Source organism: Nocardioides sp. NPDC000445, assembly GCF_040300245.1.
Lineage (GTDB): Bacteria > Actinomycetota > Actinomycetes > Propionibacteriales > Nocardioidaceae > Nocardioides.
The window spans coordinates 65760-89701 of sequence record NZ_JBEPDH010000002.1 but is presented as its reverse complement, the minus strand read 5'-3'; the positions used below and the strand labels follow the sequence as shown (position 1 = coordinate 89701).

Genomic DNA, 23942 nt, shown 5'->3' with positions numbered 1-23942 from the left:
ACGCCCCCTCAACCCCTGGAGCAAGCCATGCGCGACGTCGTCATCTGCGAGCCCGTCCGGACCCCCGTCGGAGGATACGGCGGCAGCCTGCGCCCCCTCACCGCCGCCGAGCTCGGTGCCCAGACCCTCCGCGGCCTGGTGGAGCGGACCGGGATCGACCCCGAGGTGATCGAGGACGTCATCCTCGGCCACTGCAACGCAAACAGCGAGGCACCCGCGATCGGCCGGGTCGTGGCGCTCGACGCCGGCCTGCCGATCACCACCGGCGGCATGCACATCGACCGCCGGTGCGGCTCCGGCCTGCAATCGGTGATCCAGGGCGTCCTCCAGGTCGGATCCGGCGCCAACAACGTACTGGTCTCCGGCGGGGTGGAGTCGATGAGCAACGCGATGTTCTACACCCTCGACGCCCGCTGGGGCGCCGCGCGCAGCGGCATGCGGATGCACGACGGTCTGGTCCGGGCCCGCGAGACCGCGGGTGGCAAGCACTACCCGGTGCCCGGCGGCATGATCGAGACCGCGGAGAACCTCCGCAAGGAGTACCGGATCCCGCGCGAGGAGCAGGACCGGCTCGCCCTCTCCTCCCACCAGCGCGCCGTCGCCGCCCAGCAGTCCGGCGTCTTCACCGAGGAGATCATCCCCGTCACCATCAGCAGCCGGAGGGGTGACACTGTCGTCGACACCGACGAGCACCCCCGCGCCGACGCCTCGCTGGAGAAGCTCGCCGCGCTGCGGCCAGTCCTCGGCAAGGTCGACCCGGAGGCCACCGTGACCGCCGGTAACGCCAGCGGCCAGAACGACGCCGCCGCGCTCTGCCTGGTCGCCAGCCGTGACGCCGCCGAGCAACACGGCCTCACGCCCATGGTGCGGCTGGTCAGTTGGGCCGTCGCCGGCGTACCACCGAAGACGATGGGCATCGGCCCCGTCCCCGCCACCGCCCGCGCACTCGAACAGGCCGGCCTGACGCTGGCCGACATCGACGTGATCGAGCTCAACGAGGCGTTCGCCGCGCAGGCCCTCGCGGTGATGCGGGAGTGGAAGTTCACCGAAGCCGACCACGAGCGGACCAACATCCACGGCTCCGGCATCTCCCTTGGCCACCCGGTCGGCGCCACCGGCACCCGGATGGTCGGCACGCTGGCGCGCGAGCTCACCCGGCGTGAGGGCCGGTACGGGCTGGCCACCATGTGCATCGGCGGAGGTCAGGGCCTGGCTGCCATCTTCGAGCGGGTCTCCTGATGGGCGCCCGAGTCATCGATACCGCCGAGGAGCTGAACGGCCTGCTCGGACAGCAGCTCGGCGTCACCGACTGGCTGACCGTGGATCAGGAGCGCGTCGACGGGTTCGCCAAGGTCACCGACGACCACCAGTGGATCCACGTCGACACCGAGCGCGCCAAACAGAGCCCGTTCGGCGGCACCATCGCCCACGGGTTCCTCACCCTGGCGCTCACCGTGCCCCTCGGTGCGGAGCTCTACGAACTCAACTTCGGGTCCTCGAGGCTCAACTACGGCCTCAACAAGGTCCGATTCCCCGCGCCTGTCCCCGTCGGTAGCCGGATCCGGGCCCAGGTGACCCTGGACGAGATCCGGGAGACCGGAGCCGGCCTCCAGCTGACCACGACGTACACCATCGAGATCGAGGGCAAGGAACGCCCGGCCTGCGTGGCCGAGCGGCTCACCCTCGTCACCCCCTGAGTAGAGGAACCACGCCATGACGAACCTGGAAGACCTGCCCGAGGAGGAGCGCGAGATCGTCGCGCTGGTCCGCCGCTTCGTGGACAAGGACGTCAAACCGACCGTCCAGGAGCTCGAGCACGCCAACACCTACCCCGAGCAGCACATCGAGAAGATGAAGAAGCTCGGCGTCTACGGGCTCGCCATCGACGAGCCCTGGGGAAGCGGCAAGGTCAGCACCCCGTGCTACGTGCTGGTCACCGAGGAGCTGGCCCGCGGCTGGATGAGCCTGGCCGGCGCCATGGGCGGCCACACCGTGGTCACCAAGCTGCTCCAGGACTACGGCACGGCCGCGCAGAAAGAGAAGTACCTCAAGCGGATGGCCACCGGTGAGCTCCGCGCCACCATGGCGCTCACCGAGCCCGGCGGCGGCTCGGACCTGCAGAACATGCGCACCACAGCCCGCCCCAACGGCTCCTCCTACCGGGTCAACGGCTCGAAGACCTGGATCTCCAACGCCCGACGCTCCGGCCTGATCGCGCTGCTCTGCAAGACCGACCCCGACGCCTCCCCGGCCCACAAGGGGGTCTCGATCCTGCTGGTCGACAAGGAGGAGGTCGGTGACCGGCTGACCATCTCCCGCGACCTGCCCAAGTTGGGCTACAAGGGTGTGGAGAGCTGTGAGCTGGTCTTCGAGGACATGGTCGTCCCCGCCGACGCGGTGCTCGGCGGCGTCGAGGGGCAGGGCTTCGCCCAGATGATGCGCGGACTCGAGGTCGGCCGCCTCCAGGTCGCGGCCCGGGCGCTCGGTGTCGCCCGGGCCGCGCTGGATGACGCGCTGACCTACGCCCAGGAACGGGAATCCTTCGGGGTCCCCATCTGGCAGCACCAGTCGATCGGGCACTACCTGGCCAACATGGCCACCAAGCTCACCGCGGCCCGGCAGCTCACCCTGCACGCCGCACAGGTCTACGACTCGGGCAGGCGCGCCGACATGGAGGCCGGGATGGCCAAACTGTTCGCCTCCGAGGTGGGGATGGAGATCGCCCTCGACGCGATCCGCATCCACGGCGGAATGGGCTACTCCACCGAGTTCGACGTGGAACGGTACTTCCGCGACGCGCCGCTGATGATCGTCGGCGAGGGCACCAACGAGATCCAGCGCAACGTCATCGCCAAGCAGCTGGTCCAGCGCAACTCGGTCGCCCCATGAGCACGTTCGGTGCGACCGTTGACCTCGCCACGGCGGTGACGCTGCTCTTCGTACCCGGCAACCAGCCCGACCGGTTCCCCAAGGCCGCAAGCGCCGGAGCCGATGTGGTGGTCTGCGACCTGGAGGACGCCGTGCCTGCCGACGCTAAGGACGACGCCCGGAGCGCGGTGGTCGACTGGCTGGCGGACGGCCGCTGCGCCGCGGTCCGGGTCAGCGCGCCAGGTACCGCTTCCCACCTCGCCGACCTGGCGGCGCTCGCGGCGGTCGGCGCAGACCTCGGCGGCGTCCTCGTGCCCATGGCCAAGACTCCCGAGTCGTTGGCCACGGTCGTCGAGGCGCTCCCAGGCATCCCGGTGATGGCGCTGGTCGAGACCGCCCGCGGGATCCGCGCCGCCGCCGACCTGGCCGCCGTCGAAGGGGTGGTCCGGCTCGGGATCGGTCACCTCGACTTGGCCGCCGACCTCGGCGCCGACCCCGACGGACCGCTCATCGCACATTGTCGCCACGAGCTCGTACTCGCAGCCCGCGCTGCCGGCAGCGCCCCTCCCGTGGACGGCGTCACCGCAAGTGTCCGAGACGAGGAGCTAGTCGCCGCCGAGGCATCCGCTGCCAGGCGCAGCGGCTTCGGTGGCAAGCTCTGTATCCACCCGGCCCAGATTCACCCGGTCGCTGCCGCCTTCGCGCCCTCGGCCCAGGAGACGGACTGGGCGCGCCGGGCATTGAGGGCCGCAGGCGGCGGTGTCAGCGTCGTGGACGGCGCGATGGTCGACGCCCCGGTGCTGGCTCGGGCTCGCTCGATCCTGACCCGCGCGGAGCACACCTGATGGCCGAGACGGCAGTACGTCGCGGCCTGATCACCGTCGCGCAGCAGGAGGCGCTCGCCGCCCTACTGGACCTCGAAGACCCCCTCGGCAGCACGCTCCCGGAACTGTGGCACTGGACCCAGCTGCTGAACGCGCCCGCTCAACGCGATCTCGGGCCCGACGGTCACCCTTCCAACGGCATCCCGGCGCCTCCAGGGCCTGGTCAAAAGCGGATGTTCGCGGGCGGCCGGGTCCGGACCTACCAGCTACTCCGCACCGGCGAGGCCTGCGAGCGGACCACGCAGATGCTCGGCACTGTGGTCAAGGAAGGCCGCACCGGCGCGCTCACGTTCGTGAAGATCCGGCACACCTACATGCAGGCCGGCGAGGTCTGCATCGTCGAGGAGAACGACATCGTCTACCGCGACACCGGCAGCCGCCTTGACCTCACCCCCAGCACCCTCAACCATCCCGGACCAGCCGTCGAAGCCGAGCCGGTGATCCGGCTCGCGGTCGACGAGACCTTCTTGTTCCGCTTCTCCGCCCTCACCTACAACGCCCACCGAATCCACTACGACCTAAACTGGGCCGACCACGAAGGCTATCCGGGGCTGGTCATCCACGGCCCTCTCCAGGCGCTGCTGATGGGCGAGCTGCACCGCCGGCACGGCGACGGACTGGTCGGTCGGGAGTTCGCCTACCGCCTCAAGGCGCCAGCCGTGGGGCCGCAACGCTTGACAGCCGTGCCGGGACCCCACGGTCTCGAACACGGCTCCCGGGTCCTCGACACGTGCGGCAACGTCACCGCCGCCGCCACCATCTCCGCCATCGACAAGCCAGCGCACCGACCGGTCTGACAGGCCGGAGGAAGATTCGAACACAACTTTGCCGTGAGAGACCGACCAACGAACAGATCACCAGAACGACCTCCCACGGCGGCCTCAGGGAGCGTCGGTGTACCCGAAGATTCCGGCTCCTCCTGTCGGGAAGCCGACGCGCCTGGCATCGCTCCGAGGCTTCGGCGTGACGTCGCGCCGGCCCTCGTGGGACGAAGACACAGCCCGCACGGCAGCGTGCTCTTGGTGGCCGGTCAAGCGTCGGGCCTGCGTCTGCGTGACGTCGCCCCGACACCGATCGGGCGCTACGCGGTGCGGCGGGAGGTGGCCGACGCGGACTGGCTGGTAGGGCAGGGGCTACCCCTCGTTGAGCCCGAAGCCGCCCTCAGCCGACGGGTTGTGGGAGGGGGCCATCTGTTCAGGGCATTCGATATGGAGTGACCGGATCTTGCGGTACAAGGTGGTCCGCCCGATGCCCAAGAGCTCGGCAGCCTTGGAGCGGTTGCCGCCGGCTTCCTCAAGCGCCGCTAGGATCGCGTCGCGCTCCGCTCGCTCGTACCCGCTGAACTGGCGTCCCCGAGCCGCATCACGAAGCCAGATGGGCAGTTGCTCCAACTGGATCAGCCAACCAGGCCTCGAGGCCGCGACCTCCACCATTGCTTGGCGCAGTTGACGGCAGTTACCCGGCCAGGAGAACGTCATCAGCGCCTGCCGGGCGGCGGATGTGAAGGTGGTGCCCGGTGCGATGCCCGGCAGGCCGGACAGGATGGCCCGGGCGACCTCGGGGATGTGCTCTTTCATGTGGACGAGCTCGGGCAGGCACACCATGGTCGCGGTGTGCCGGACAAGCTCGGCTACCTCCTCGGGTGCTTGCTTGAGGTTCGCAACCAGAATCAGGCGGCCGGGTCCGGTTCCTGTGCCATCCGGAGCGGTGGTGGTGATACAGGTGAGTGCCTTGAGCTCGGTGGTCGCGCCGGCGTGCAGATCCTCGAGGTGACGAAGGATCACCTGGCCGCCGCTGGTCAGAGTGTTCGTGGCCTCGGTGAACCACCTCCGGTCGGTCTGTTCGCGGCCGGCGAGGTCGAGGTCGCGCACGGGGCGGTCCGGGTCGAGCGCAGCAATCCGCAAGGCGACGTGGTGTTTCCCGGTGCTGGCGGGGCCGTCGAGGGCGATCGGGCCGGACAGCCGGGCGGTGTACTGCAACCGGTCATCGATCGCAGGCACTGGATGCAGGGACCCGACGGGTGCAGCGTCAGCGCTGCGGGACGCCGGGGGGGAATGAGACTGGTGGCGGAACTCCAGCCGAAAGGCGTCGCCGGTCGGGTCCGTGATCCGATGTGCCACCGCGAGCACGCGCCCGGCGGGCAGGTCCAGCTCAATCGTCTGCGGGTCCGCGCTCCAGGATCGACCGGTCACGGCCTGCCAGAGCAGCGGGTGCTGCTCGGGGCTGACGAACTGCAGCCCGGCGGTGTTGGACAGCACCGCGTCGGAGGTCAGCACCACCATCGGCGCCCGATGCTGGCCAGACCTGGGCGCCAGGGCGGCGAACAGCGCCCGGTTGCGTCCGCCGTCGAGGTCGGCCATCACCTGTTCGAGCTGCCGCGCGGCGTTCACCGCCAGGGTCAGCATCATCGGGTTGGTGGTCTCGGCCGCACAGGTCAGCGCAAGGGAGCCGACCACACGGCCGGTGTGGGCCATGCGAATGGGTGCGCCCGCGCAGGTCAACGGCTCGAGCAGATCGTTGAAGTGTTCACCGCCGCGCACGAACAGCGCGGACTTCTCCTCCAATACGGTGCCGATCGCGTTGGTGCCGACCGCGCGCTCGGAGAAGTCGAAGCCCTCGGCCGCGCAGGCGTTGTCGAGCTTGTTGCGCTCGGTCCTGCTGCTGGCCCGGCGGGACAAGATTCGGCCCTGGTGGTCGCTGAGGAAGATCGCGACGCCAAGCCCGTCGAGGTCTTCCTGGAGCCGATCGAGCACCGGACCCGCGGAGCGGCACAGCAGCTCTGAACGTCCGCGAGGATCGAGATAATGGAATGCGATGCGGTCAGTGGGGACTGCTTCGCTGGCGGACCGGCGCCAACTACGCAGGATGGGATCCCGCACGGCTCCGGAGACATCGACATGGCGCTGCACGCCCTGGCGCACCAGCAGGTCGCGGGCCTGCCGCAGATCCTCCACGGCGGCGACGGGCGATGGTCGCTTCATTGGCTACCTCCGGGCGGTCAGTTCACCCGAGTCCGGCGCTTGTTCCGCGGATAGCACGATCCGCCCGGCCACCCGCCGCTCGACGAGTCGGGCCAGCGAGTCGGCAACGCCGGTGGCGTCCAGCCTACCGTCGATGATGGGGATGTGCGGCAAGGCACCGGCTTTGGCCAGATCGACCAGCTCCCGCAGTTCGGTCAGGTTGCCGACGTAGCTGCCCTGGAGCGTCAGCATCTTGACCGGCAGCAGCACGGTGGGGATCGTGAGCTCCCCCCCGAAGAGCCCGACATGGACGAGCAGGCCTCCCTTGCGGAGGGCGTCGAAGCCGTGGATGGCCGTTGCGGTGCCGTTGACGAAGTCGATGACGGCCGCGACGGGTCCGCCGGCGGCCTCCACGATGGCTGCGGACAGGGTCGGGGAGTCGGCGGGCACCGTGGCGGTGGCGCCCATCTCCATCGCCAACTTGAGGTTGGGCTCGGAGAGGTCGACGGCGATGGTGTGGCGATGACCGCGCGCGTTGAGCATCGCGATAGCCGTCAGTCCCAACCCGCCGGCGCCGATGATGACGACCGCGTCGTCGGGGTCCAGTGCCCGCACCTTGTTCACCGCACTGTAGGAGGTCAACCCGGAGCAGGCGAGGGTGGCAGCCCAAGCCGGATCGAGTCCGCTGATGTTGACCAGGTACTTCTCATGTGGCACCGAGATGTACTCCGCGTAACCCCCTTGGCGTTGAACGCCGAGCATCCGTCCGTCGGTGCAGGCGTTGTCGTGACCGGCGCGGCACGTGGAGCATTCCCCGCAACCGATCCAGGGGAACACCAGCAAGGTCTTGCCGACCAGCTCGGGGGATGCCTGGGGACCGACCCGTTCGACCGTGCCGACCACCTCGTGACCGAGGACCAGCGGATAAGGAACCCCGCGGTCCTTCAGCAGCATCATCCCGCGCGCCCCTAGGTCGTACCCGCCCTCGAGGAGGTGGGTATCAGAGTGACAGACCCCGCTGTGCAGGACCCGGAGCACCACCTCGGACCCCACCGGGACCGGAGTGGGGAGGGTGATCTCGCTAATCTCCGTGGCGCCTTCGAGCACCGCGTAAGCCTTCATGTGTGAGTCCTTCCATGCAGGATGCCCTCCATCGGGCAATGTGTCCACCATCACACCGCACGAGCGTGGCCGTCCAATACATAGTGAGCCATGCATTGATGCGCCAATCGCAATAAAGCGACGGCAGGCTGGTATCGGCCGGCCCCCTCCCCGTCATGACGGCTCCGACGGGTTGCGTACCGGTGTCTTGGGGGCCACGGGAGCGTTTCAGATCGGAACACTCAATGGTGTTGCGCCCGTCACACACTGGCGGAGATCAGTCGCCCAACACGCTCCTGGGCTCTCCGTCATCAGAAAGGAAGTCCGATGACCATCTCTGCTCAAGCCGGCTATCTCGAGGCGCTCTACCGCGACTGGACCGCGCGGATGGCTGCCGACCCGCAGATGTCCATTGCCATGCTGCGCAGCCTCTTCGACGAATGGCACCAGCCCACCTACGAACCCGAAGACGTGACCTACCGGTCCGGCCGCCTTGCCGGGGTTGAGACCATCTGGACCCTCCCGATCGACGCCGACGCCAACAAAGTGATCCTCTACACCCACGGCGGAGGCTTCGCGGTCGGGTCGGCTGCAAGCCACCGCAAACTCGCCGGACACCTCGCCAAGGCACTGGGCACGACTGCCGTGGTCATCGATTACCGGCGAGCCCCAGAACACCCCTTCCCCGCGCAGATCGAGGACGCCACGGCGGTCTACCGCGCGCTCCTGGACATGGGCTACGCGCCGGAGAACATCGTCACCGCCGGGGACTCAGCGGGTGGCAACCTGGCCATCTCCACCGTGCTCAAGCTTCGGGAGGACTGCACTGAGTTGCCCGGCGCGGTGGTCGCCCTGTCGCCCTGGCTGGACATGGAGCACTCCGGGGACACCCTGGTCAGCAACGCGGCTACCGACGGACTGGTCAGCCGCGAGATCCTGGAGGGGATGTCGGCGATGTTCCTCGGACAGACCGGCAAGCCGGACGACCCCCTGACCAACCCGCTGTATGCCGACTACACCGGGTTCCCTCGGCTCTACGTGACCGCAGGATCGGTGGAGACGCTGCTGGACAACTCCACCCGGCTCGCCGACCGTGCCACCACGGCAGGGGTCGACGTGACCTTGTCCGTCGTCGACGGCATGCAGCACGTGTTCCCGTTCCTGGCCGGCCGGGCCGCAGAGGCCGACACGGAGATCGAACGCATCGGCGCCTGGTACCGCGGCTGACCGCCCACCCGACCATTACGCAACAGAAGGAAGCAACCTCCATGACTACACACCATGACGCGATTGTGATCGGCGCCGGATTCGGCGGCATCTACATGCTGCACAAGCTGCGCAACGAACTTGGCCTCTCGGTGAGGGCCTTCGAGAAGGGCGGCGGTATCGGGGGCACCTGGTACTTCAACAGGTACCCGGGTGCCAAGTCCGACACGGAGGGCTTCGTCTACCGCTACTCCTTCGACAAGGACTTGCTGCAGGACTACGACTGGCATACCCGGTACCTGGACCAGCCGGACGTCTTGGCCTACCTCAACCACGTCGTGGACCGCTTCGACCTGCGCCGCGACATCCAGCTTAACACCGAGGTCACCGCCGCCTTGTTCGATGAGGTCACCAGCCTGTGGACCGTCACCACCGCCGACGGGCAGGAGTTCACGAGTCGTTACGTGGTCAACGCGCTGGGACTGCTCGCCAGGACCAACATCCCTGACATTCCGGGCATCGACAGCTTCGGGGGCGTCATCACTCACACCAACGCCTGGCCCGAGGACTTGGACATCACCGGCAAGCGCGTGGGGGTGATCGGCACGGGCTCGACCGGCACCCAGTTCATCGTCGCTGCCGCCAAGATGGCCGGACACCTCACCGTGTTCCAGCGCTCGCCGCAGTACGTGGTGCCGTCCGGGAACGGCCCCGTGGACCGAGCCGAGGTCGAGCAGACCAAGGCGGACTTCGACGCGATCTGGGACCAGGTCCGTGGCTCTGTGGTCGCCTTCGGCTTCGAGGAGAGTGCCGTGGAGGCAATGAGCGTCTCGGGGGAGGATCGTCGCCGCGTCTTCCAGGAGAACTGGGACAAGGGCAACGGTTTCCGGTTCATGTTCGGCACGTTCTGCGACATCGCCACCAATCCGGAGGCCAACGCTGCGGCTGCGGAGTTCATCCGCTCGAAGATCGCCGAGATCGTCGAGGACCCGGAGACCGCACGCAAGCTCACCCCGACCGACCTCTACGCCAAACGCCCGCTGTGCAACGAGGGCTATTACGAGACCTTCAACCGCGACAACGTGGAACTGGTCTCCATCAAGCAGGCCCCGATCGAGGAGATCACGCCGGTCGGAGTGCGCACCGCCGACGGAGTCCTGCACGACCTCGACGTCCTGGTCCTCGCCACCGGCTTCGACGCAGTCGACGGAAACTACCGCGCTATCGACCTACGAGGCCGCGGCGGCAAGCACATCAACGAGCACTGGACCGACGGCCCGACCAGCTACCTCGGTGTGTCCAAGGCCGGCTTCCCGAACATGTTCATGATTCTTGGACCCAACGGCCCCTTCACCAACCTGCCACCGAGCATCGAGACACAGGTCGAGTGGATCAGCGACCTCATCAGCCACGCCGAACGTCACGGCATCCGCACGGTGGAGCCGACCGAGGAGGCGGAGGACGGCTGGACGGCCACCTGCATGGAGATCGCCAACATGACCCTCTTCCCCAAGGCCGAATCCTGGATCTTCGGAGCCAACATCCCCGGCAAGAAGCAGGCGGTCATGTTCTTCCTTGGCGGGCTCGTCAACTACCGCGCCCAGCTCGCCGACGTCCAAGACCACGGCTTCCACGGGTTCGATTTCGACAAGGTGCCCCAGCCGTCCTAGGGCCTGACGCGCGACCCGGGCTGATGAACCTCGTCGGCCCGGGCGGCCCCAGGAACTCTTCCAACGCTCCGCGGGCGCTCCGGTCCGAGCGCCTCAGCGGCGCACAAAACGATCCGTCACCGGCATCCCCCGTCCACCACCATCCCCGCACGAAAGGCAGAGCACGTGTCCCGCACCATCACCGTTCAGATACCCGGCACCGAACGACGCCACACATTGCATGCAGGCATCCACATCAACGGTGAATGGATCGACCTCGCCGATACGTTCGCCGTGGTCGACCCCGCGACCGGAGATGAGTTCGCCGCCGTCTCAGACGGTCGCGCGAGGCATGCGATGGACGCGCTGGACGCGGCCCACGCCGCACAGGGCTCCTGGGCGGACATCGCCCCTCGGGTTCGCGCGGACATCCTGCACACGGTCCACCAGCTGCTGACCGACCGTGCGGAGGCGTTCACCGACGTGATGGTGCTTGAGGCCGGGAAACCCCGCACCGAGGCCGCGGGCGAGGTATCCCTCACCCTCGACTTCGTCAAGTGGCTAGCCGAACAGGCGGCCCACGTGCATGGTTCCTACGCCCGGGCGTCCCGCGGCGACTTCCGGATCATCACCACGACACGGCCGGTCGGACCGGCCCTTCTGGTCTCGCCGTGGAACTTCCCGGTCCTCATCCCCGTTCGCAAGGCGGCCGCCGCACTCGCGGCCGGTTGCACGGCCATCATGAAACCCGCGCCACAGACACCCCTCACCGCCGCCCTGTTCATGCAGACCCTCGTCGACGCGGGGCTGCCGGCGGGAGTGATGAACCTCGTCCACACCACACGTCCGGCAGAACTCTCCGAACACCTCATGCAAGACCAGCGACTGCGCAAGGTCAGCTTCACCGGATCCGTCGCGGTGGGCTCGCTGATGCTGCGCCAAAGCGCCCGCAACATCACCAGCGTCCAACTCGAGCTCGGCGGAAACGGCCCCTTCATCGTCCTGGACGACGCAGACCTCGACAACGCCGTCGAACAAGCCATCGCCGCCAAGTTCCGCAACGCCGGACAGGCCTGCGTCGCCGCCAACCGGATCATCCTGCATCAAGCCATCGCAGACCAGTTCACCGAACGATTCGTCGATCAGACCCGAAACCTCGTGGTCGGCCCCGGCTACCGCAACGGCGTGGACGTGGGACCGATGATCTCCGACAGCCAGCGCGACGCCACCGCGGAGACCGTGGAGTCGATCGTAGGCGAGAAGGCGGAGTTGTTGGTCGGAGGGAAGCCGATCGGTGGCGACGGCTACTTCTTCGAACCCACCGTGCTGCGGATGCGGGAGAAGGCGCCGGAGTTCTCCTCTCAAGAACTCTTCGCGCCGGTAGCACCGCTGTTCACCGTCAACTCGGTCGACGAGGCGATCGAGTTCGCCAACGACACCGTCTATGGACTGGCTGGTTACCTATTCACGCGGGACCTCTCACGTGCGATCGGCATCAGCGAACGACTCGACGTCGGGATGGTCGGGGTCAACCGCGGCATCATGGCGGACCCGGCAGCACCCTTCGGCGGCGTGAAGACCTCGGGCCTGGGTCGTGAGGGCGGCCACTCGGCGCTCGAGGAATTCCTCGAGACCAAGTACGTGGCAATCACCGTGCATTAGCCGGCCTCAGGGGCCGCAGCGCAACTCCCCGGGACTGCTGCAGGATCCGGGTGACAGGTTGGGTCACGCAGCCTGAGTGGCTGATGTGGTCATGATTGTCTCGTACTCGATGGGCGCCAAACGTCCCAGGGGCGCCTGCCGTCGGCGGTGGTGCGTCTTCTCGATCCGGGTCACGATCGCGATGCGGAGGTCTTCGCGGGTCTCCCATGCGCTCCGGCCATGGAATCGTTCTTCTGGAGCAGACTGAAGAACGATTCCATGGCCGCGTTGTCGCCACACGCGCCGACACGACCCATCGACCCGACCAGTCCGTGGTGGTTGATCGCACGGACGAACTTCCGGCTGCGAAATTGGGCAGGTTCAAGGGGTCGATGCAACACCGGGTTGTTGAAGTGAGCGCAGCTGTTCCTCGAAGACTTCTGCCGGTGTCTTCCAGCCGAGGACTTGCGTGGCCTGTTGTTGAGTGCGTAGGCGACGGCCTCGAGGTCGTCGTCGGACCAGCGGGACAGGTCGGTGCCCTTGGGGAAGTACTGGCGCAGCAGGCCGTTGGTGTTCTCGTTCGTCGGTCGCTGCCATAGTGAGTGCGGGTCGGCGAAGAACACCTTGGTCCCAGTCTCCATCGCGAACTGTGCGTGGCCGGAGAGCTCCTTGCCCCGATCCCAGGTCACGGTCTTGCTCAGTTGCTCGGGCAGTTTAGTGATCGACGCTGTCAGAGCGGCGTTCATCGCGACGGCGCCGTAGCCACCCAGCGATGGCCCGTTCTTCACGTACGGCTTCTCGCCCCAGCCCTCCATGCGCGGCAGGTGGGCCAGGATCGTGGACCGGCTGCTGCGCTCGACGAGCGTGCCGATCGCGGACCTGCCCGTCCCGATGATCATGTCTCCTTCCCAATGGCCCGGAACGGCACGGTCCTCAGCCTCGGCAGGCCGCTCGCTGAGGACGACGTCAGCGGTGACGTGGCCTTGGGGCTTGTTACGCGAGCGTTCCCTCGGCTCCCGCAGCGCCCGCCCGGTGCGCAGGCACGCGACCAGTTCACGCTGAGCGCACCACGGCCCTCGATGAACAGGGCCTGGTAGATCGCCTCGTGGCTGATGCGCATGGACTCATCATCGGCGAAGTCGACCTTCAGCCGCTGGGCGATCTGCTCGGGACTCCACGCCATCGACCAGCGTCGATCCTTACGGTGGGGTTTGTTCAACCCCTTCCACGGCGGCGGGTTGGGGATGCAACGATCGTGCCGTCAGGCCCACGGACCTGGCCAGCAAGCCGGTCTGTACGTACCCACGCAGCTGGTCATTGGCCGCCAGTTTGGAGTCCTTCGGTCGCTTGGCGGCCTGCTGCCGCCTTCCACTGCGCGACCGTGGCTCGGTACTCCTGCTTCCCACCACGAGTCGCGGCGTTGCGGCGCAGCTTGCGTGAAATCGTCCCTGAATCCCGCCCCAGCGCACGAGCGATCTCACGCACTCCCTGGTCCTTGGCACACAAGATCGCGATCTCCTCGCGCTCCTCGAAGGACAGATAGCGGCCAGTGGGCTCGGCCAACGAGATCGGCGCCATGCCGCCAGCGTGGCGAAACCAACGCATCCCGACCGGCACCGACACACCGACCGCCATCGACGCCTCAGCGGTCGTGATGCCCGTGGCGATCAGCCGCCAGAACTGCCGCTGCACCACCCCCAACGGATCAGGCCTCCCCGGCGAACGCATCGCCGGCCGCAGCACACGATCAGCTCGCCACTGCCGCCGCAGCCCCTCGGGCACATCGCTGGTCTTCTTGCTCCAGTCCACCTTCGCCATCGTTGAACACCTCCGAAGTCAAGGTGTTGCGACGACCGGTTGAATCCGCCCTGGCTGCCCCGGTCGGAATGAACGATGCAACCGGCCACGTCCTCACCGGCTGCCTGACGCATCCCGACGGCGTTCTCCAGGGCCGCGACGGCGAGTTTGGACTTCATCGGGTCGCTGATGGAATAGCCCACGATCCGGTTCGCGAAGACGTCTTTGACCGCGCACAGGTAGACTTCCCCACACCGATTGGATGCTCGGGTAGGGGTCGGACCGGGGCGCCCTGTCGGCCTCTCGGCTGATGGGTTTCCGCGGCCCGCCTTCCGAACCGGACGTGCGGCTTTCACCGCATCCGGCTCTCCACGTGTTCATGCCGCTGGGGTGGGTTCTGGCGTTGTTGCGCTCGTCCATGGCGTGGGGATTCTGGTGCCCCGGGCCATGCCACAGGGGCATTGGCTAGCGTTGTGGATCGCCTCAGATAGCGGAGCTCGGGCGTGCCTGAGCGAAGTGCTCGGCGTCGACTGTAACGAACACAGCCGTCGATGTGGCGGCGGTTCGCCCGTCGAGTGCGGTCACCTTGGCGTTCACGAACAGCTTACGGCCCTCGCGCCGATCTACCCGGGCCTCGAGTCGGTATGTCGTCCCGATCAGGACCGGCGCGAGGTATTCGACCACCAGTTGGCGAGTGACAGCTGGTTCTCCGACCAGGTAGAGCAGGAAACCGTAGAGGTCGTCAAGGACGGTGGCGACCGCGCCGCCGTGCGCGATGCCGGGTGCGCCCACGTGGCGATCGTCGAAGACGTGGGTGGCCACCACGAGATCGCCTTCGCGATGCACGCTCAAGTGATGGCCATGAGGGTTGTCAACGCCGCAGCCCAGGCATTGCTCGTGGTGAGCCGGCAGGTGCGCGCCATCTGGATGGGGGCCGATTCTTTGCTGCAACGCAGTCATGAGTGCTTGAAGGTCAGCCACGGGTGCTGCCGTTCAGAAGGCGTGCCCAGCCGGTGAGCAGTTCTGCTTGCCGATCGGGACGTGGCGTCAACAGCCGTGCGACACCCCGTCCGAGGACAAGGTCCAAGGTCAAGCGAACTTCGATCGGGTCGTCGCTGATATAGGTGCGACAGATCTCAGCGAGCTCCGCGTTGACACGCTCCTCGGCTGGGACCAGCTCCTTACGCAAGCCGGGGTCTGAGCGCGCGGCCACCCAGAGCTCGAGACTGGCCGCGTACAACGGTCCGGACAGGGCCTCAGCTAGCAAACCCAACGCCGCTTCGCGTTCCTGGGTGACCGTCGTCAACGTCTGGAGTTGGGCCCCTTGTGGTGCGATCCGAGACATCTCCGTCCGCACCCTGCGCATGCGTTCTTGCGCTAAGTGCTCGACGGCGGCTACCACGAGTTGGTCACGGGTTCCGAAGTGGTGCAGTTGGGCCCCGCGGGACAGCCCGGCTCGCTCCGCCACGGCGACACTGGTGGTGCCGGCATATCCCAGGTCGGCAAGGCAGGCGATGGTCGCGTCCAACAGCGCGCGTCGGGTGGTGGCCGAGCGTTCGGCTTGTTTTCGCGGTCGTCGCGTAGCTACCTTCATGCCCGAAGCGTACATGCATGCATGAACGTATGTACTAGGCCGAGCTGGCTTTTCTGATCTGTGTTCCCTTAAGCCCAGGGTTCCGGATCTGGCGGGCAGGCCACCAGTTGTGGTCCTCAAGCAGGGCGGCACAGGCGGGAACGATGAGGCTGCGGACTACGAAGGTATCGAGCAGCAGTCCGGCTGCGACGGCGAAACCAGTCTCGACAAGCGTGACCACGGGAGAGGTGAGCAGCGCGATGAAGGTGCTCGCAAAGATGATTCCTGCGGATGTGATCACCGGGCCGGTCAGGGTCACTGCTTCGGCAACGGCGCCTCGAGTCAAGGTGGTGCCGTTCTCGCGCATTCGGCTCATGAGCAGGATGTTGTAGTCGGCGCCAACGGCGACGAGCAGCACGAACGTGATCACTGGGACGGCAAACTGGATGTCGTGGCCAAGGATGCCTTGGAAGACCAGGGTTGTCAGGCCAAGGGCCGCGGCGCAGGATAGCGCTACAGAGGCGAGCAGGTATAGCGGCGCGGCCAGGGAGCGCAGGGCGATGATGAGGAGGAGCAGGACGATCAGAAGCACCGCCGCGAGCACGAGTTTCGCGTCTTCGTACAGATAGCGGTTCAGGTCGGCGCCGAGTCCAGCGGCCCCGGTGCCGCTGACGGTTGCGCCTTCGAGACGTGTCCGATTCAACGCGTTTTCAGCGGCTGCCTGGGATTCTTCGAAGCGGCGCAGCCCATCCGGGCTAAGAGGATCTGAGTCACCGGTTACCTGGATGCGGGCAACGCGGCCATCGGGGCTCAGGAATACGCTGCGGGCGTAGGCGAAGCGCTGGTCGTCTAGGGCGCTCGCGGGCAGGTAGAAGCCACCAGCCTCTGGTGTGTCGGCCTGACGGTTGACCGTGCGCAGGTAGGACTCAGAGGTCTCCAGGTTCTGGGCGAGTTCCTTGGTCTGGCGGATGAGGTCCTTGATCCCCGGCGCAAAGGCCTCGGCGTTCTCAGCGATCTGGGAGGTGCCGTCCGCCATCTGCCCTAGACGCGTGCGCAGAAGGCGCTGTCCTTCGGTGATCCGGTCGGCACCCCGCTCGGCCTGCCTCAACCCGGAGGCGAGATCGTTGAGGCCATCGGCGAGGCTTCCTTGTTTGCGGGCGATCAAGTTCGCTCCGTTGGCTGCCTCCTGCAGTCCTGGGAGGAGTTCATCCTTCATGCCGCGGTGGATGTCGGCAAGTCCTTCCCTGGACCTGCGGCAGATCGGGTCTGCGGTGCACAGCAGGTCGCGGTCGAGTGCCTGGACGATCAGGCCGATGCTACTCACGACCACGGTGACTTGGTCGTGAGCGGTTTGGATGCCTGTGGCCAAGGCGGCAGCGCCGGTCTGCAACTGGCGGGCGCCGTGCGCTGCGTCACGCGTGCCCTCGGTAGCGCGGCCGAGACCGTTGGCGAGATCGCTGGTTCCGTTCGCAAGTCGGTCGGCGCCGCCTTGGGCGCGGCCGGCGCCGTCGGCCACCCGGCTGATCGCGTCGGCTAGCTGGGCGCTGCCCGAGGAGAGGCGTTCGAGATCGGGCTGACCCTCCTCCAAGCCATCGCTGGCCCGACCCAGCCCGGTGGCGAGGCGCTTGAGCTGTCGCGCGATCGACGCTGGTTCTAGTGGCTCACCTGCCGGCTGGGTGATGCTCCGGACGCTGGAAACACCATCGACCTTGGCCACGGCTCGGCTGACCTCGTTGAGGACTGCCAGATCCTTCGAATTGCGCATGTCATGTGTGGACTCCAGCAGCAGGTAGTCCGGCAGGGTCTCGTTGCGAGGGAAGTGGTCCTCCAGCACCGCCAACCCCTTGTTGCTCGGCGTGTCGGGCGGCTGGGAGTTCCGCTGGTCGTAGGAGATCACCATCGTCGGAAGAAACGCGGCAAGCACAACCAACACGGCGGTACCGGCAACAAGCACCCGGACCGGTCGGCGCGCCACGAGGCGGCCGACGCGTGACCACGCCGACGTCGGTGCTGGCGTGCGCGCCGGCCCGATCCGGGGGCCGAACCAGACCATCAGCGCGGGCGTGAAGGTCAGACTCACCGCAACGGTGACCGCGACGCAGATCGCCATCGGCGGTCCGGTGGTGGAGAAGATGGCCAGCTTGGTGAATCCCAGACATATCGCGGCGAGGATGACCGTGCCGGCGGACGCCACCAACGCCGGTCCTACTCTGGTGGCTGCCTCCTCGACGGCCGGCAGCGCGTCGACTCCGCGCCCGTATGCCTCGCGGAATCTGCTGATCAAGAACACGCAGTAGTCAGTGCCAGCGCCGAGCACGATGGCGGTTACGAACGCGTCGGTGTAGGTCGACAGCGACATTCCTTGCATCCCGGCCCATGCCAGCACTCCCCGCGCGCACGCCAGTGCCACCCCGATCGATACCAGGGAAACCAGTACAGTGGTGACGCGGCGGTAGATGATCAACAAGATGATGACCAGCAGCAGCCCGGAGACCACCGTGATCCTTACCGAGGCCTCGTTCACCTCGGTGGTCAGGTCGGTGATCATCGCTGGGTCCCCGGTCACATACGCGCTGCTGCCACGGGGCACGGACAGGTCGGCGACCCGTTCTCGCAGCCAGTGGATGTCCTGTTCGGAGTCCGGCGATCCGATGCCACTGGTCAGCCCGGCCACCAGGTAGGCCGCCTGGCCGTCCTTGCTGACCAAGTGTCGCCGCGCGTCCTTGTTGCCGACGAAGTGCTGCACTTCGGAGACCCGCTCCTGGTTCGCACCCAGGGTGCGAACCAGGTCGCGATACGCAAGCGTGTCAGCCGCGCTCAGGCCGTTCTCGTTGCGGAACACGATGTAGGCAAATGACTCGGTGCGCCCCGAGCCGAACGCCTCGTCCATGTCGTGCAACGCGGTCAACGTCGGCGCGTCCTCGGGCAGAAAGGCTGCACTGCTGCGCTCGACCACCGACGGCAGCGACGGCAGGCCGAGAGTGACCGCTGCAGCCGCGACCAACCAGCCGACGACGACCAGACGCGGGAAACGGATTCCCGCCGTGCACAAACGGGCCAGACGACCCGGCGCCCCAGCATCCACGGATGCCTCCATGATTTGTATCTTGAGTTTGTACTCGCAGTACAACATAGGCTGAGGCTGCTGTCGATACCCTCCGAATACGCAGTGTCACTCGTCCGGAAAGGTGTGTGGAGATGCGGCAACTGCCTGCCTCCATCGCAAGCAAGCTCTACGGAGCCGCGGAATTGATCGCCGAGCGCGGAGTCGCCGAGGCCAAGATGGACGAAATCGCGGCTGCCTCCGGCATCCCTCGCGCAACCCTCTATTACTACTTCACCGGTAAGGATGAGATCCTCGCCTTCCTCCTCACCGACATGCTCGAGGCAATTGCTGGCGAGGTAGCGGCAGCTGTTGGGGCCACCGGAAGCGCCCGCGTCCGCCTCGAAGCTGCGGTCCAAGCCCAGATCGCCGTGATGCTCGACCAGCCCGCCGCATGTCGGGCGCTCGTTGGTGACCTCGGCCGAGCCACCAGACTTCCTGCGCTCGCTCACGCCCTCCAAGAAGCATTCCGCCGTCCCATCGAACAACTCCTTGCCGAAGGCGCCGCCGACGGATCGCTACACGTGCAGCCCCACCCAGAAGAGGCATCCCTGGCGATCTTTGGGGCCATCACAGTCGCCGGTCTGTATCACGCAGTTGAAGACAGCCGCCCCTCTGCAGAACAGGTTGCGAAACGAGTTCTCGGCGTTCTGATGCAAGGGCTTGGCGGCCAAAAGGAACCACGCACCACTGATTGCCCTGCTAGCGCGACTGACGCTCAGGCCTGATGGTGAGATGGCCTCTGAGTGCATGCCCGGGGGTAGCGCGATCACGACCTCGTTCCTCGGCTCCCTGCCGCCCCCACCGCTCAGTCCGACCCGACCTGGGACTAGTTGATGTGCCCGCTGAGAGGACACCCCAAGATTGGGTCGCTCGCCCAGGTCTCAATGCCTGTGCTGCCATGCAGGAGCCCACCTAGACCACCTGGCTCTGCGGAACCGGCGGGCTGCGGCTGCATCAGATCTGGTGATTCAGTGCGGAACCGTCACCACCTCAGGCATTCTTGTCGGAACTGGCTTGGAGACTGGCCAGTCCATCGCTTGAAGGCGTGTGAGAAGTTGGTCAGGTCGCTGAAACCGAGTTCAACAGCTATCTCGCTGACCGACAAGGATCGGTCGAGCAGCTTTAGCGAGGCCCGCTCCAGCAACGACGATTCGAGTATCTCTCGGAACGTGGTGCCCTCGTTGAGGAGACGTCGCTTGAGAGTGCTGGTCGAGATTGACAGTTCGTTTGCGACCGACTGACAGGTTTTTAGTCCGGGGCCCTCGTCTATCGACAGTCTTACCTTGGTCGCGTATGACGCCGGTCCGATCCGGTGCTCAAGGGATTTCGACAGATCGGCGATCGCGTGTCGGTATGCAACGGGGTCGGAGAACCGGCAGACCTCGTTCAGGACCTCCGTGGGCACATACAGGAACGTCATGGGCGCGTTGAAAACCAGGTGTCCTCCCAGCGCGTCCTCATGCTGGGTCGTGGAGGCGGGCGCCGGCCAACTGGTGTGCAGCCTGACGGTTGACACATCGCCAGCGAGCATTCGGATCAACCGCAGCAGCGCGGAACCACAGTAGGTGACGACCAGGCAGTCCAGGTCCGGATCGCCCGTCTGACCTGTGAGCCCGACCGCAAGGCCGTCGTCATTCGGATGGAACCGCGTACTGACGGCCGTCGTAATCAAGGGAAGATACGTGAGCAGTTCCATGACCTCAGCGACCGAGCCCGCACTGATCAAGGGAAGACTCAATGGGCCGAATGAGGTCAGCTGGGCCTGATCTGCGAACGCATGGCCGAGGTGGGTCGCTTGATCGGCGTCTAGGTCGGGGTACACCTCCCGGAACCATCGAGCCGGTGCCTGGCCGCCGAGTTGCAGCAGGGTCGTCTCGTCGGCTCCCTCGCGAACCATGATGGCGCGGAACCGTGCGGCTGCCTCTGCGTCGAGAGTTTGGCTCTCGAGCAGCTGTGCGAAAGCCGTGTAGGGCACGCCCGCGTCGCTGCCGTTCAAAGACACTCCTTGAGCCGAAATCACAACTTTCTGACTCGTGTGACCATAGCCACAGGGCGCATCCGCGACAAGAGTTTGTCCAAGGCTTTGCGGCCCACAACAGCACCAGGAGAGTTGATCATGACAGTGGTTAGGTTTGTGTCACACGACGGGAAGACGCACGCGGTGCCCGTTGAGGAAGGGCAGTCGTTGATGCAGGTCGCGACGAACAACGCGGTGCCTGGCATCGACGGTGACTGCGGTGGAGAAGCTGCGTGCGGGACCTGTCACGTCATCGTTGATCCGCAGTGGTCCGAATGTGTCGGGCCGCCCGGCGCCGATGAGGAGGAGATGCTCGCGATGAACCCTGAGCGTGAACCGACCTCCCGGCTGTCTTGCCAGATGGTGGTCTCCGACGTGTGGGACGGGCTGAGCGTCCGGCTTCCCGAATTTCAGATGTGACGACGAGAACGGGTTGAAATGATGAAGATTTCTGAGGCAATCACGGCCAAAGTTCAATCCTCCATCCCGATGGAGCGCCAGATTCAGGGCGCGCATCTCTACGACAAGACCATGAGATGGGTGAGAGGTGCGAACGGCGACAGGATGTTCGTGGAGCGTCCTATCCCGCCGGTCGACGAGGTGGAGCTCGCGGACATCGACGTCAGCAATCCCTTCCTGTATCGGCAGGGTCGATGGCAATCCTACTTCGAGCGCCTGCGCAACGAGGCCCCGATCCATTATCAGCCCAACAGCCCGTTCGGCCCGTTCTGGTCGGTCACTCGTCACGCCGACATCATCGCCGTTGACAAGAACCATGAAGTCTTCTCGGCCGAACCTTTGATCGTCATCGGTGTTCCACCTCGATTCCTCGACATCGAGATGTTCATCGCGATGGATCCTCCGCGTCACGACCTGCAGCGACAGGCGGTCCAAGGCGTTGTCGCGCCGAAGAACCTGCGCGAGATGGAGGGCCTCATCAGGACACGTGTCCGCGAGGTGCTGGACGATCTTCCTGTGGGTGAGCCCTTCAACTGGGTGCAGCGAGTATCAATCGAGCTGACGGGCCGCATGCTCGCCACCTTGCTGGACTTCCCGTACGAGCAGCGGCAAAAGCTCACGTACTGGTCAGACCTTGCGTCGTCGATGGAGCAGGCAAACGGTGGTCCCTCGGACAACGACGAAGTCTTCCATGGAATGCGCGACATGGCGCGAGGTCTCAGCGCGCTCTGGCATGACAAGGCGGCCAGGACTGCTGCCGGGGAGGAACCCGGCTTCGATCTGATCACCATGCTGCAGAGTGACGACAACACCAAGGATCTGATCGACCGCCCCATGGAGTTCCTCGGGAACCTGGTGCTGTTGATCGTCGGCGGCAACGACACCACCCGGAACTCGATGAGTGGCGGGGTTCTAGCGCTCAACCAGTTCCCGGACCAGTTCGAGAAGCTAAAGGCCAACCCCGACCTGATCCCCAACATGGTGTCGGAGATCATCCGCTGGCAGACGCCGCTCGCCTACATGCGCAGGGTCGCGAAGACCGATACCATCCTGAACGGCCAGTTCATCCGCAAGGGCGACAAGGTCGTCATGTGGTACGCGTCTGGTAATCGCGACGAGACGGTGTTCGATCGGCCAGATGAGCTGATCATCGACCGGCCCAACGCACGCAACCATATCGCCTTCGGCTTCGGTGTTCACCGTTGCATGGGCAACCGGCTGGCCGAGTTGCAACTGCGCATTCTCTGGGAGGAGCTGCTCCCGCGCTTCGAGAACATCGAAGTCGTGGGTGAGCCGGAGTACGTGCAGTCCAACTTCGTGCGGGGTATCAGCAAACTGATGGTCCGACTGACCCCGAAAAGCAGCGCATGACCGCGCTGAGAACGGTGATTGTCGGAGCAAGCCATGCCGGCGCGCAACTCGCGGCCAGCCTGCGCCAGGAAGGCTGGGACGGCGAGATTGTCTTGGTGGGCGATGAGTCGCCAGTGCCCTATCAACGCCCACCACTGTCGAAGGCCTATCTGGCTGGGAAGAGCGCCTTCGAAGAGCTGGAAATTCGCAGTGCGGAGTTCTACGACAAGCGGAAGATTAGCCTTCTCGATGCGAGGGTCGAGGCGATCGACCGCTCTGCTGGCCACCTGACGCTGAGCAGCGGCCAGTCGCTGGCCTACGACCATCTCGCGTTGTGCACCGGCGCGCGTCCGCGACGGTTGCTCGTCCCAGGTGCCCATCTTTCCGGTGTTTGCTACCTGCGCACCGCCATGGACGTGGACCTGATCCGAGCAGCCGCCCAACCAGGAAGCGTGGCCGTGATCGTTGGCGGGGGGTACATAGGGCTCGAGGTGGCAGCCTCGCTGCGCGCCTTGGGGCTGGACGTCACCGTGCTCGAGGCGACCGAGCGTGTTCTCGAAAGAGTCACCGCTCCCGAGGTCTCAGCGTTCTTCCAACGGGTCCACCAAGAGGAGGGTGTGAGCATTCGAACCGGAGCCCTCGTCGAGGCCTTCACCGGTGAAACCAAGGTCCGCGAAGTGCTCCTGTCCAATGGCGAGGCCGTCCCTGCAGACCTCGTGATCGTTGGCATCGGTGTCGAGCCGAACACCGAGCTCGCCGCATCAGCCGGCTTGGAGGTCGACAACGGTATTGTGATTGACGACCGTGCTCGGACAAGTGACCGGAACATCGTTGCGGCCGGTGACTGCACGAGTCGATACATGGCCTCCTACGGCGGTCGGGTCCGCCTGGAATGCGTTCCAAGCGCGGGGGAGCAGGCCAAAGTGGCCGCAGCGACGATCTCTGGAAAGTCCAAGGAGATCGCTGCTCTTCCATGGTTCTGGTCGGATCAGTACGACGTCAAGCTCCAGATCGCTGGGCTCAACACCGGGTTCGACGAAGTCGTCCTCAGCGGTGACCCGAAACTGGACCGTGACTTCACCTGCTTCTACCTTCGTCAAGGCGAGCTAATCGCTGCGGATTGTGTCAACCGTCCCCGTGACTTCGTCGTCAGCAAGCGGCTTCTGACGCAGGCGTCTCGGGGCGTTGGGCGAGCCGAGCTGACTTCGGCTGTGAGTGACGCGGGTGCGTAATGCCGTGCGATCCGGGCTCGTCGCGAGCCGGGCGTGCTGGAGCGGAGGGCTCCGGGCCAACCGCGAATCCCATGGCAACGAAGAGTGGACCTATCGTCG

The 23942-nt window shown here is 66.1% G+C and carries 17 protein-coding genes and 4 pseudogenes; 12 read left to right on the top strand and 9 right to left on the bottom strand.

The genetic code is table 11. The features are described 5' to 3' along the window. Positions 1-27: 27 nt before the first annotated feature. From ABT304_RS02930 to ABT304_RS02910, 5 genes are read left to right on the top strand one after another with little or no spacing between them, the layout of a single operon-like run. Positions 28-1239: an acetyl-CoA C-acetyltransferase gene (locus tag ABT304_RS02930; protein WP_350713260.1), complete on the top strand. Its 1212-nt coding sequence runs from the start codon at positions 28-30 to the stop codon at positions 1237-1239. Further along, a complete protein-coding gene (locus ABT304_RS02925) occupies positions 1239-1697 on the top strand; it encodes a MaoC family dehydratase (RefSeq protein ID WP_350713259.1) in 459 nt (152 codons plus the stop codon). Before ABT304_RS02930 ends, ABT304_RS02925 begins: the two co-directional genes overlap by 1 nt. 16 nt (positions 1698-1713) lie before the next feature. After that, a complete protein-coding gene (locus ABT304_RS02920; protein ID WP_350713258.1) occupies positions 1714-2889 on the top strand; it encodes an acyl-CoA dehydrogenase family protein in 1176 nt (391 codons plus the stop codon). Beyond that, positions 2886-3713, top strand: coding sequence for an HpcH/HpaI aldolase/citrate lyase family protein (locus ABT304_RS02915; protein WP_350713257.1), 828 nt, complete (start codon positions 2886-2888; stop codon positions 3711-3713). Before ABT304_RS02920 ends, ABT304_RS02915 begins: the two co-directional genes overlap by 4 nt. Further along, complete coding sequence (locus ABT304_RS02910) at positions 3713-4549, top strand: HTD2 family dehydratase (protein ID WP_350713256.1); 837 nt, start codon at positions 3713-3715, stop codon at positions 4547-4549. The genes ABT304_RS02915 and ABT304_RS02910 overlap by 1 nt, the downstream gene beginning before the upstream one ends. A 336-nt stretch (positions 4550-4885) precedes the next feature. On the opposite strand, the gene ABT304_RS02905 is transcribed toward ABT304_RS02910, so the two are convergent. Together ABT304_RS02905 and ABT304_RS02900 are read right to left on the bottom strand one after the other, a co-directional pair. Further along, on the bottom strand, positions 4886-6733 hold the full coding sequence (locus ABT304_RS02905) for a sigma-54-dependent Fis family transcriptional regulator (protein ID WP_350713255.1): 1848 nt from the start codon (positions 6731-6733) through the stop codon (positions 4886-4888). Between the two features lie 3 nt (positions 6734-6736). Then, positions 6737-7834, bottom strand: a complete 1098-nt coding sequence (locus ABT304_RS02900; protein ID WP_350713254.1) for an alcohol dehydrogenase — start codon at positions 7832-7834, stop codon at positions 6737-6739. A 306-nt stretch (positions 7835-8140) separates the two neighbouring features. Between ABT304_RS02900 and ABT304_RS02895 the strand changes: the two genes are divergently transcribed. The 3 genes from ABT304_RS02895 to ABT304_RS02885 all read left to right on the top strand — a co-directional run bounded on the left by ABT304_RS02895 (position 8141) and on the right by ABT304_RS02885 (position 12330). Beyond that, a complete protein-coding gene (locus ABT304_RS02895; RefSeq protein ID WP_350713253.1) occupies positions 8141-9040 on the top strand; it encodes an alpha/beta hydrolase in 900 nt (299 codons plus the stop codon). A gap of 41 nt (positions 9041-9081) precedes the next feature. Then, positions 9082-10689 (top strand): flavin-containing monooxygenase, encoded by a 1608-nt coding sequence (locus ABT304_RS02890; RefSeq protein WP_350713252.1) that lies wholly within the window; start codon positions 9082-9084, stop codon positions 10687-10689. A 165-nt stretch (positions 10690-10854) separates the two neighbouring features. Next, entirely contained in the window at positions 10855-12330 is a 1476-nt protein-coding gene (locus tag ABT304_RS02885) for an NAD-dependent succinate-semialdehyde dehydrogenase (RefSeq protein WP_350713251.1), read from the top strand. Between the two features lie 63 nt (positions 12331-12393). Here ABT304_RS02885 and ABT304_RS02880 read toward each other — a convergent pair. The 6 genes and pseudogenes from ABT304_RS02880 to ABT304_RS02855 all read right to left on the bottom strand — a co-directional run. Further along, positions 12394-12686: pseudogene (locus tag ABT304_RS02880) on the bottom strand (IS3 family transposase); the annotation flags it as partial. A 4-nt stretch (positions 12687-12690) separates the two neighbouring features. Then, positions 12691-14127: pseudogene (locus ABT304_RS02875) on the bottom strand (IS30 family transposase). Positions 14128-14177: 50 nt separating this feature from the next. Further along, positions 14178-14357 (bottom strand): annotated as a pseudogene (locus ABT304_RS30845) (DDE-type integrase/transposase/recombinase); the annotation flags it as partial. Between the two features lie 232 nt (positions 14358-14589). Next, positions 14590-15066: a PaaI family thioesterase gene (locus ABT304_RS02865; protein WP_350713250.1), complete on the bottom strand. Its 477-nt coding sequence runs from the start codon at positions 15064-15066 to the stop codon at positions 14590-14592. Positions 15067-15079: 13 nt separating this feature from the next. Continuing rightward, positions 15080-15700, bottom strand: a complete 621-nt coding sequence (locus tag ABT304_RS02860) for a TetR/AcrR family transcriptional regulator (RefSeq protein WP_350713249.1) — start codon at positions 15698-15700, stop codon at positions 15080-15082. A 34-nt stretch (positions 15701-15734) separates the two neighbouring features. Next, a complete protein-coding gene (locus tag ABT304_RS02855) occupies positions 15735-18776 on the bottom strand; it encodes an MMPL family transporter (protein ID WP_350713248.1) in 3042 nt (1013 codons plus the stop codon). A gap of 101 nt (positions 18777-18877) precedes the next feature. Here ABT304_RS02855 and ABT304_RS02850 point away from each other — a divergent pair, with 101 nt between their 5' ends. After that, positions 18878-19510, top strand: coding sequence for a TetR/AcrR family transcriptional regulator (locus ABT304_RS02850; protein WP_008362719.1), 633 nt, complete (start codon positions 18878-18880; stop codon positions 19508-19510). Between the two features lie 257 nt (positions 19511-19767). On the opposite strand, the gene ABT304_RS02845 is transcribed toward ABT304_RS02850, so the two are convergent. After that, positions 19768-20787 carry a helix-turn-helix domain-containing protein gene (locus ABT304_RS02845; RefSeq protein ID WP_350713247.1) on the bottom strand — a complete coding sequence of 340 codons (1020 nt, stop codon included), beginning with the start codon at positions 20785-20787 and terminating at the stop codon, positions 19768-19770. Positions 20788-20901: 114 nt separating this feature from the next. Here ABT304_RS02845 and ABT304_RS02840 point away from each other — a divergent pair, with 114 nt between their 5' ends. The 3 genes and pseudogenes from ABT304_RS02840 (at position 20902) to ABT304_RS02830 (ending at position 23843) form a co-directional block, all read left to right on the top strand. Continuing rightward, positions 20902-21222, top strand: a complete 321-nt coding sequence (locus ABT304_RS02840) for a 2Fe-2S iron-sulfur cluster-binding protein (RefSeq protein WP_040756907.1) — start codon at positions 20902-20904, stop codon at positions 21220-21222. A 21-nt stretch (positions 21223-21243) separates the two neighbouring features. Further along, positions 21244-22617 (top strand): annotated as a pseudogene (locus ABT304_RS02835) (cytochrome P450); the annotation flags it as partial. Positions 22618-22628: 11 nt separating this feature from the next. Beyond that, positions 22629-23843 carry an NAD(P)/FAD-dependent oxidoreductase gene (locus ABT304_RS02830; RefSeq protein ID WP_040756905.1) on the top strand — a complete coding sequence of 405 codons (1215 nt, stop codon included), beginning with the start codon at positions 22629-22631 and terminating at the stop codon, positions 23841-23843. Positions 23844-23942 lie beyond the last annotated feature (99 nt).

Coding starts and splice junctions, on each gene's coding strand:
- ABT304_RS02920 (WP_350713258.1), top strand. CDS start 1,714: ATGACGAACCTGGAAGACCTGCCCGAGGAGGAGCGCGAGATCGTCGCG.
- ABT304_RS02865 (WP_350713250.1), bottom strand. CDS start 15,066: ATGACTGCGTTGCAGCAAAGAATCGGCCCCCATCCAGATGGCGCGCAC.
- ABT304_RS02930 (WP_350713260.1), top strand. CDS start 28: ATGCGCGACGTCGTCATCTGCGAGCCCGTCCGGACCCCCGTCGGAGGA.
- ABT304_RS02855 (WP_350713248.1), bottom strand. CDS start 18,776: ATGGAGGCATCCGTGGATGCTGGGGCGCCGGGTCGTCTGGCCCGTTTG.
- ABT304_RS02840 (WP_040756907.1), top strand. CDS start 20,902: ATGACAGTGGTTAGGTTTGTGTCACACGACGGGAAGACGCACGCGGTG.
- ABT304_RS02860 (WP_350713249.1), bottom strand. CDS start 15,700: ATGAAGGTAGCTACGCGACGACCGCGAAAACAAGCCGAACGCTCGGCC.
- ABT304_RS02830 (WP_040756905.1), top strand. CDS start 22,629: ATGACCGCGCTGAGAACGGTGATTGTCGGAGCAAGCCATGCCGGCGCG.
- ABT304_RS02915 (WP_350713257.1), top strand. CDS start 2,886: ATGAGCACGTTCGGTGCGACCGTTGACCTCGCCACGGCGGTGACGCTG.
- ABT304_RS02905 (WP_350713255.1), bottom strand. CDS start 6,733: ATGAAGCGACCATCGCCCGTCGCCGCCGTGGAGGATCTGCGGCAGGCC.
- ABT304_RS02925 (WP_350713259.1), top strand. CDS start 1,239: ATGGGCGCCCGAGTCATCGATACCGCCGAGGAGCTGAACGGCCTGCTC.
- ABT304_RS02900 (WP_350713254.1), bottom strand. CDS start 7,834: ATGAAGGCTTACGCGGTGCTCGAAGGCGCCACGGAGATTAGCGAGATC.
- ABT304_RS02910 (WP_350713256.1), top strand. CDS start 3,713: ATGGCCGAGACGGCAGTACGTCGCGGCCTGATCACCGTCGCGCAGCAG.
- ABT304_RS02895 (WP_350713253.1), top strand. CDS start 8,141: ATGACCATCTCTGCTCAAGCCGGCTATCTCGAGGCGCTCTACCGCGAC.
- ABT304_RS02850 (WP_008362719.1), top strand. CDS start 18,878: ATGCGGCAACTGCCTGCCTCCATCGCAAGCAAGCTCTACGGAGCCGCG.
- ABT304_RS02890 (WP_350713252.1), top strand. CDS start 9,082: ATGACTACACACCATGACGCGATTGTGATCGGCGCCGGATTCGGCGGC.